At 62.7% G+C, this 8,152-nt stretch carries 9 protein-coding genes and 1 pseudogene; 5 read left to right on the top strand and 5 right to left on the bottom strand.

Annotated features, from left to right (window positions below; translation table 11 throughout):
- Nucleotides 1-252: 252 nt before the first annotated feature.
- Nucleotides 253-1,143, bottom strand: coding sequence for an SDR family oxidoreductase (locus tag AC0L2K_RS09160; RefSeq protein ID WP_473531175.1), 891 nt, complete (start codon nt 1,141-1,143; stop codon nt 253-255).
- A 136-nt stretch (nt 1,144-1,279) separates the two neighbouring features.
- Here AC0L2K_RS09160 and AC0L2K_RS09155 point away from each other — a divergent pair, with 136 nt between their 5' ends.
- Entirely contained in the window at nt 1,280-1,690 is a 411-nt protein-coding gene (locus AC0L2K_RS09155; RefSeq protein WP_287071492.1) for a winged helix-turn-helix transcriptional regulator, read from the top strand.
- 80 nt (nt 1,691-1,770) lie between these two features.
- Nucleotides 1,771-2,999: pseudogene (locus AC0L2K_RS09150) on the top strand (FAD-dependent oxidoreductase).
- Here AC0L2K_RS09150 and AC0L2K_RS09145 read toward each other — a convergent pair.
- On the bottom strand, nt 2,965-3,723 hold the full coding sequence (locus AC0L2K_RS09145; protein WP_473531174.1) for a glutathione S-transferase family protein: 759 nt from the start codon (nt 3,721-3,723) through the stop codon (nt 2,965-2,967). The pseudogene AC0L2K_RS09150 and the gene AC0L2K_RS09145 sit on opposite strands and share 35 nt — an antisense overlap.
- Nucleotides 3,724-3,821: 98 nt before the next feature.
- Between AC0L2K_RS09145 and AC0L2K_RS09140 the strand changes: the two genes are divergently transcribed.
- On the top strand, nt 3,822-4,274 hold the full coding sequence (locus AC0L2K_RS09140) for a MarR family winged helix-turn-helix transcriptional regulator (RefSeq protein ID WP_473531173.1): 453 nt from the start codon (nt 3,822-3,824) through the stop codon (nt 4,272-4,274).
- A 36-nt stretch (nt 4,275-4,310) separates the two neighbouring features.
- On the opposite strand, the gene AC0L2K_RS09135 is transcribed toward AC0L2K_RS09140, so the two are convergent.
- On the bottom strand, nt 4,311-4,739 hold the full coding sequence (locus tag AC0L2K_RS09135) for an anthrone oxygenase family protein (protein WP_473531172.1): 429 nt from the start codon (nt 4,737-4,739) through the stop codon (nt 4,311-4,313).
- A gap of 132 nt (nt 4,740-4,871) precedes the next feature.
- On the opposite strand from AC0L2K_RS09135, the gene AC0L2K_RS09130 reads away from it, so the two are divergent.
- Entirely contained in the window at nt 4,872-5,525 is a 654-nt protein-coding gene (locus AC0L2K_RS09130) for a TetR/AcrR family transcriptional regulator (RefSeq protein WP_473531171.1), read from the top strand.
- Between the two features lie 138 nt (nt 5,526-5,663).
- On the top strand, nt 5,664-6,683 hold the full coding sequence (ilvC, locus tag AC0L2K_RS09125; protein ID WP_023798824.1) for a ketol-acid reductoisomerase: 1,020 nt from the start codon (nt 5,664-5,666) through the stop codon (nt 6,681-6,683).
- A gap of 199 nt (nt 6,684-6,882) precedes the next feature.
- Here ilvC and AC0L2K_RS09120 read toward each other — a convergent pair whose 3' ends face one another.
- On the bottom strand, nt 6,883-7,167 hold the full coding sequence (locus tag AC0L2K_RS09120) for a PilZ domain-containing protein (RefSeq protein WP_128167039.1): 285 nt from the start codon (nt 7,165-7,167) through the stop codon (nt 6,883-6,885).
- Nucleotides 7,168-7,369: 202 nt separating this feature from the next.
- Nucleotides 7,370-8,002: a BA14K family protein gene (locus tag AC0L2K_RS09115; protein ID WP_473531170.1), complete on the bottom strand. Its 633-nt coding sequence runs from the start codon at nt 8,000-8,002 to the stop codon at nt 7,370-7,372.
- Between the last annotated feature and the right edge of the window lie 150 nt (nt 8,003-8,152).

The following is an 8,152-nucleotide window of genomic DNA, read 5'->3' as shown; positions in this document are numbered from 1 at the left end:
GTGGTCGAGATCGGAACGCAGGTGGCGATTTAGAGCCGCTTCGTCGCGATCCTTCGCGCCCCCCTCTGTCCTGCCGGACATCTCCCCCACAAGGGGGGAGATCGGCAGCTTCGGCCTTACAGCCTTCCTGCGACGCTGAAGATTGGCGAAAACCTCGTGACGGCCAATCTCCCCCCGTGTGGGGGAGATGTCCGGCAGGACAGAGGGGGGCGCTGTCCCGCCGGCTTCGGAAGTCCGGCACTCTATTCTGGCTCAGCCGGCCAGAGCTGCCTTGTTCGCTTCAAGAAACTGCTTCAGCGATTGCGGCTTCCTGCCTGACAGTGTCTCGATCGCGTCGGTCACCATGCCGATGCGGCCGGAGCGCGTGTTGGTGTCGAAGGACGTGACGATTTGGGCAAAGCCCTCGGGAACGCCGGCAGCCTTCAGGCCCTCGGTCAACGCCTCGTCCGAAAGCTGGACGACCTCGATGGGTTTGCCGGTGACGTTGGTCACCAGGGCTGCGATCTCGGCGACGGTATGGGCCTGCGGACCGGTCAGCGTATATGTCGTGCTTTCGGTGGCGCCCGAGGCAAGGCCGGCAGCGATCGCCGCGGCCATGTCGTCGCGGGCGCCATGGGCGATGCGGCCGTCAGCTGCGGATGTATACCAGTGCCCCGAGGCAATGGCGTGCGGCAGCGACATGAACAGGTTCTCCTGATACCAGCCGTTGCGGAAAATCGTGTAGGCGATGCCGCTCGCCTTGATCGCCTGCTCGGTCCCGTAATGATCGCCCGCAAATAGCACCGGCGATCCCGGCTCAGGATTGGGCATCGAGGTGTAGAGCAGATGCGAAACGCCGGCCTGCCGCGCGGCTGCGACGGCATTTTCGTGCTGCTTGAGGCGCTTGCCCCCAAGGTCGAGCTCGCCGGTCGAGACGATCAGGATCCTGTCGGCGCCCTTGAATGCTTCGACAAGCGATGCCTTGTCATCGAAATCGGCTTGCCTGATGATGACGCCGCGCGCTGCCAGCGCTGCGAGGTTTTCCGGATTGCGGGTGGCGGCGATGATCCGTGCGGGCGGAACCTTGAGCGTGTCCAGCAGATGATCGACGACGCCGCGGCCAAGCTGGCCGGAGGCGCCGGTGACGAGAAGGGTATCGGTCATGGGAAGTCCTGTCGTTGCGCCGGAGCGGCGGGTGGTTATATAAGTCTCAAAAAGAGACCAGCACTAAAATAGGAATTGACCGACCCTCGTAAAGAAGGCAGTTTTGCGGGAGGTAGGCAGGCGCAGGGAACCAGCGATGGACAGCAAGGTCGTCAGTCTGAAGTCGAAGCTCGAGATTTACAAAGCGTGCAGCGGCGGGGGCAACATTGCCGACTGTCCGGTGCGCGATGTGATCCAGGGCATCAGCAACAAATGGAGTTCGCTGCTGATGATGGCGCTGGCCGAAAAGCCGTACCGGTTCGGCGAATTGCGGCGGCTGGTGCCCGACATTTCCCAGCGCATGCTGACCCAGACGCTGCACGATTTGCAGCGCGACGGTTATGTCCATCGCGAGGTCTTCCCGACCAAGCCGCCGAGCGTCGAATACAGTCTGACCGATCTCGGACGCTCGATGTTCGGGCCCCTGCATCAGCTGCTCCAATGGGCCGAGCTCAATCATGGCGCGGTGCGCGCTGCGCGGAACGCTTTCGACGCCGCCGAGACCTAACTATCGATACCAGGAGCGACGGCTTGATTTGCCGATAGCGCTGAAGGATTGTCCGGCCTGGGCGAGACGATTCGGCGGCAATGGGCAATTCTCTGGACATCGCGATTGCCGGCGCCGGCCCGGCCGGGCTGGCCGCGGCGCTCTATCTGAAGCGTGCCGAGCATCGGGTCACCATCTTCGAGCGCTTCGACGAGCCAAAGCCGGTCGGGTCCGGGCTGATCCTGCAGCCGACCGGGCTGACGGTGCTTGCCGATCTTGGTGTGCTCGACGAGATCCTGGCGCTGGGCAGCCGCATCGACCGGCTGCATGGCGCCGATGCGAAAACCGGCCGCACCGTGCTCGACGTCCGCTATGATGCGCAGCGCCGCAGTCGTTTCGGGCTGGCGGTGCACCGGGCGGCCTTGTTCGGCGTGCTTTTCCGCGCCGTCCGGCGCCAGGCGATCGCCATCGAAACCGGCGTCGAGCTCGAGACGCTGGAAACCGGCGAACGGGCAACGCTGATCTGCGGCAACGGGCGAAGGATAGGGCCGTTCGATCTGGTCGTCGATGCCAGCGGTTCGCGCTCCAAATTGCGGCAGCGCGTAGGGAATTCGGGGGAGCCGCGGCCGCTCGCCTATGGCGCGTTCTGGGCGTCGCTCGGCTGGCGCGGCGACGGTTTCGACGAGCACGCGCTGCTGCAGCGCTACGACAGAGCGAGCGTGATGATCGGCGTGCTGCCGATCGGCAGGCCGGAACCGGGCGTCGAGAAGATGGCGGCATTCTTCTGGAGCCTGAAGCCGGCGGATGCAGAGCAGGTCAGGGCGACAGGCCTCGACACCTGGAAGGCGAGGCTGGTTCGGCTGTGGCCCGAATGCGAGGCGTTCACGCGCCAGATCGACAGTTTCGATCAGCTTTCGCTGGCGCGTTACGGCCATCACACGCTCAAGGTGCCGGCCGGACGGCGATGGGCGATCATCGGCGACGCGGCGCATTCGACCAGCTCGGGCAAGGGGCGAACATGGCGCTGCTCGACGCGGCGGCGCTCAACTATGCGCTCATAGGAACGGATCGTGTCGATACTGCGCTGGAGGTCTATGTCCAGGCGCGGCGATGGCATGTCCGGGTGTTTCAGGCGCTGTCGCTGATGCTGACGCCGTTCTACCAGTCGGATTCGACCGTGATGCCGTTCGTCCGCGACAGGCTGGTGGCGTCGGTGGCAAAAATCCCGCCGGCGCCAAACATCCTTGCCTCGATGGTGGCCGGAACCGTGGTCGATCCGTTCAGGCGGATCGGTATCAAGGAAGCGCGGTGGCCGCCTCGCTGCGGATGAGTTTCGAAACGTGCGAACCCTTCGCTTGCAGGAATGCATGAAGGCGCTGTGGATAGTCCGGGGTGACAGCGTCCTTCACCGACTTGCGTTCGTGCAATCGATTTCGCCAGGCCTCGACACGCGGCTTTCCGCTCAGGATGCCAAACGCGCCGATCCGATCGAAGGCGTCGAAATAGCGGAAGACTGGCCCAAAGACAGCATCGACCAGTGAAAAGCGCTCGCCGGCAAACCATGGCCCAGCCCGGCCAGCCGCCAGTTCCGCTTCGAGACGATCGAACATTGCCGACAGAGCTTCGCTTTCGGCAAGGAAGGCGGCCTCGGTCGGTGCGGAATAGAACCGACCGATGGCGTTGAGGATGGCCGAGCCGAACTCGATCCAGGCGCGATGCCGGGCGCGGGCCAGCGGGTCGGCAGGGTGGAGTGGGTTGGCCTGCGTTTCCTCAAGAAATTCGAGGATGACCGCCGACTCGAAAATCACGGTTGCCTCGCTATTCTGCGGCACGCGCAGCAGCGGCACCTTGCCGAGCGGCGATATCGCCTTGAACCAGGCCGGTTTTTTGGCGAGATCGACGGTGATCCGCTCGAACGGCACGTCCTTTTCGCAGAGCGAGATCGCCGCGCGCTGCACATAGGGGCAAAGGTGGTGGCTGACGAGAACGAGCTTGTCGGTCATCAGGCCGCCCGTCTCCGGAATGTCGGCGATCTCGCAGGTTTCATGCTTCATGACAGGGCCATCCGATATAAATGCAGTTGCATCTATATAGATGCATTTGCATTCATTGGCAAGCTTGATGCAATTGCATCTATCGCCTATGCTGCATCATGACGGAGAATCCTTCGCCGGCGGCCATCAAAGCCTGGGCGCGCCTGATGCGCGTTTCGCGCCAGCTGCTGGAAAGAGCCGAAGACGCGCTGAAGGACGCCGGCTTGCCGCCGCTTGCCTGGTACGACGTGCTGCATGAGCTTGCCGAAGCCGGCGAGGGCGGCTTGCGGCCGTTCCAGCTGATCGAGCGCACGCTGTTTGCGCAGTACAACGTCTCGCGGCTGCTGGCGCGCCTCGAAGCGGACGGGCTGGTCGAGAAGCTCAGGGTTGCCGATGACGGTCGCGGACAGACTGTCCGCATTACGCGGAAGGGCCGCGAGGCGCGCCGCCGCATGTGGGCCGTCTACGGACGATCTATCGCCGAGCTGGTCGGCGCCAGGCTCTCCAATGATGACCTGGAAACCTTGTCGGCTTTGCTCGGGCGGCTGCGTCATCCGGCGATGCCGGAGTGATGTGGTCCCGCTGGCGCTGAAGGTCGCTTGCAGCCGTCAGGCACTGCCCCAGAGGAATGCCAGTGCCGCCAGCACGCCAAGCATGACGCGAACCAGATGCAGATTGCCCCATTTGGCGATCAGCGCCCTCGCTTGCAGATTGACGGCGGCCGCGTCCATCGCCTCCAGCAACCGGTTTGTCGGCATCATTGCGATCAGCGTCCATGGCCATGGCAGGATGATCAGCACCGCCCCAGTGAGATAGGCGAGACTGCCGGTCTGCCACCAGGCAACGACACCAAGAACACAGGCGACGACGGCGATCGACGCCTGCATGGCGGCGCCGCGCTTGTAGGAAGGTTGCCATTCCTGCAGCAGTGCACGGTCGTCGAGGCGAAGCCGCGCCGGCTGCTCGGCAACGCTGATATAGATGGCGGCGCCCGCGAAAGCGGCGGCAACCGTCAATGCAAGCAGGCCGACGAGCATCTTTCTCCCCGCGACAAGCCGGTCAAAAAGCGGAGATAGGGCTTGCCCCGGGTCTGGCAATACGTCATAGACACGCCGAACCGTAACGTACGGTACGCCCATTGCCGTACCGTTATCGAGCAGGAAAAGAGATTGCTGCAGGCAAGCGTCGACGTCGACACCAGCGAAGCGCTGACCGAGCGGCAGAAAGCCGTGCTCGACGCCGCACTTCGCCTGCTGGTCGAGGAGGGCGATCAGTTGACCATGACCGCCGTTGCGCGGCGGGCAAGCTGTTCCAAGGAAACGCTCTACAAATGGTTCGGCGATCGCGACGGGCTGTTGACGGCAATTGTTCAATGGCAGGCCTCCAAGGTGCGGGTGGTGCCGGTCGACGGCAAGGGGCTTACTCTTGCTTCGCTGACGGTGAGCCTCGCACGCTTCGCTTCGGACTGGCTCAAGGTGATTTCGAGCGACACATCGATCGCGCTGAACCGCGTCGCCATTGGCCGTGCCGGCTCGGGCAATGACGATCTCGGCGCCATCGTGCTGGAGAACGGGCGTTTCGCGCTGGCCCGGCGCCTGAAGCCGGTGCTGGAGGCCGGTCGGCAGGCCGGGCTTCTCGAGTTCTCGGATGCCGAAGTGGCATTCCGCACCTTTTTCGGGCTGGTCGCCCGCGACGTGCAGATCCGCCTGCTGCTCGGCGACCGGCTGAAATTGACTGATGCGGCGATTGGCGGCGATGCCGTCCGGGCGACGCAGCAGTTTCTCGCTCTTCACGGAGCAAAAACCGGGCCGCAAGGCCTCTAGAGCCGGATGATTTCAGGTCAAGTCGACCTGAAATCTGAATCCGGCTCTAAATCAAAGAGATAGAGCATGATGTCGTCCGAAAACCGCTTCACACTTTTCGGCATCATGCTCTGAATTCAAAAACGGGAAGGAAGAAAAATGCGTGTCTACTACGATCGCGACGCCGATCTCAACCTGATCAAGGGCAAGAAGGTCGCCATCATCGGCTATGGCAGCCAGGGCCGGGCGCATGCGCTCAATCTCAAGGATTCCGGCGTTGGGGAAATCGCCATCGGCCTCAAGGCCGGCTCGGCGACCGCCCAAAAAGTCGAGGCCGACGGGCTCAAGGTGATGAGCGTGGCGGACGCCGCCAAATGGGCCGACCTGATGATGATGGCGACGCCGGACGAGCTGCAGGCCGACATCTACAAGTCCGAGATCGCGCCGAACATCCGCGATGGCGCGGCGATCGCCTTTGCCCACGGCCTCAACGTGCACTTTGGCCTGATCGAGCCGAAGGCCTCGGTCGACGTCGTTATGATCGCGCCGAAGGGGCCCGGCCACACGGTGCGCGGCGAATACCAGAAGGGCGGCGGCGTGCCGTGCCTGGTCGCGGTCAACCAGGACGCTTCGGGCAATGCACTTGATCTCGCTCTGTCCTATGCCTGCGGCGTCGGCGGCGGCCGTTCGGGCATTATCGAGACCAATTTCCGCGAGGAATGCGAGACCGACCTGTTTGGCGAGCAGGTGGTGCTGTGCGGTGGTCTGGTCGAGCTTATCCGCGCTGGCTTCGAGACGCTGGTGGAAGCCGGCTACGCACCGGAAATGGCCTATTTCGAGTGCCTGCACGAGGTCAAGCTGATCGTCGACCTGATCTATGAAGGCGGCATCGCCAACATGAACTACTCGATCTCGAACACCGCCGAATGGGGCGAATATGTTTCGGGCCCGCGCATCATCACCGCCGAGACCAAGGCCGAAATGAAGCGCGTGCTGAAGGATATCCAGACCGGCAAGTTTACCTCGGAATGGATGCAGGAGTATCGCGCCGGCATGTCGCGCTTCAAGGGCATCCGCCGCAACAACGACAGCCATCAGATCGAGGAAGTCGGCGCCAAGCTGCGCGCGATGATGCCGTGGATTTCGAAGAACAAGCTGGTCGACAAGGCCAAGAACTGACCGAAATCCCCGTTGGTTTCCTTGCGCGTCCTCGGGCTTCGCCCTGCGGGCGCGCGGAGATTTCGAAGAACAAATTGGTCGACAAGGCCAAGAACTGATCGAATCCGCAATTTAGCACAGGAAAGCCGGCGGAGCGCTCCGCCGGCTTTTTACATGAAGGCGGTGTGGTTGGCTGGTTGGAGGGCGCGGTTCAGGGGATCTAGCCGTAGTGCCAGTGGGGCTTTGGCTCGGTGCCGGTGAACATCACGCCGATGCGGTCCTCGCGGCGCCAGCGGACCACTGCCTTGTAGGCGATGCCGTCGGTCGGCACATAGAGCAGGAACTCGTCGGGCACGCGAGCGTCGATCGAGACCTTCAGTTCGGCGCCGCCGTCATGCATGTTGCGGACCGTGCACGTGACCTCGGAATTGGTCATGCCGGTCAGGATCGTCGCGCCCTTGAAGACGCGCTGCCTGTGTTTGTCCCTGTTTTCGTCTTCAGCCATCGCGCGCCAATCCCCGGCGATCGTCGCATTTCATGTGGTGCGATCGGCAAGATAACTAGGCCTGCCTGATAAACATAGTGTTATCGTCGGCGGCAAAACGATTTCGCGGTGCCCTGGCCGGACAAAGAACAGTTCAGAAGAAGGCTGCGCCAGACGGAAACGGCGCCGCGAGGGGCGGCGCCGTCTGGAATGCATCAGTCGATCACCTATAGGGCGACCAGCATTGCCGGCGCGGGCCGTTATAGGGTTGGAACGTGTTGTCCCAGGTGCGATACGACCGGTATCGATTGTAGCACCAGCGGACATGGGCGCTCGAACCGTTGTTGTAGTAGCCCCGGTTGTAGTAACCCTGGTTGTAGTAGCCATGGTTGTAGTAGCCCTGGTTGTAGTAGCCCTGGTACAGGCTGCCAAGGCCGAACCCAAGGCCCAAACCGAGAAGCGCGGCGGCGCCGTTGTCGTCGTCGTCGTAGTAACGGCCGTAATAGCCGCCACCGTAGTACCGGCCGTAATGGCCGCCACCGTAGTACCGGCCACGATTATGGCGCCAGTGCCGCCCACCGTTCCAGTTGCGGCGCCAGTGCCGCCCACCGTTCCAGTTGCCACGGTTCCAATTGCCACGGTTCCAGTTCCGGGAGAAATTACGGCCACGCATCCAGACGTTATTATTGCCGCCAGCCCAGCTCTCGCGCACCGGCACGATTTCGCGTGCCGCGGCAGCAGTTGGGAGCGGGACGTCAGGCTGAATGGGCCCGGCCATGGAAGGCGCCGAGAGGCCGGAAACAAGACCCAAGGTCAACATGCCCGATCGAATGGTAGTCAAAAAGAGCGGTTTCATTTCACTCTCCGAAGATTCAGGCCCCACTCAGACTAATCCTTAATCATGGACCTTTGCGTCTGAACGGAAGATGAACGGAAACGTTCCATCAACCATGAATGGGCATCGCCCAGCCTTGTTTTCGGCCGCGCTTGTGGGCAAAGGTCACCG

This window comes from Mesorhizobium sp. WSM4817 (assembly GCF_055811135.1).
This window is presented reverse-complemented; position numbering and strand designations above follow the sequence as displayed.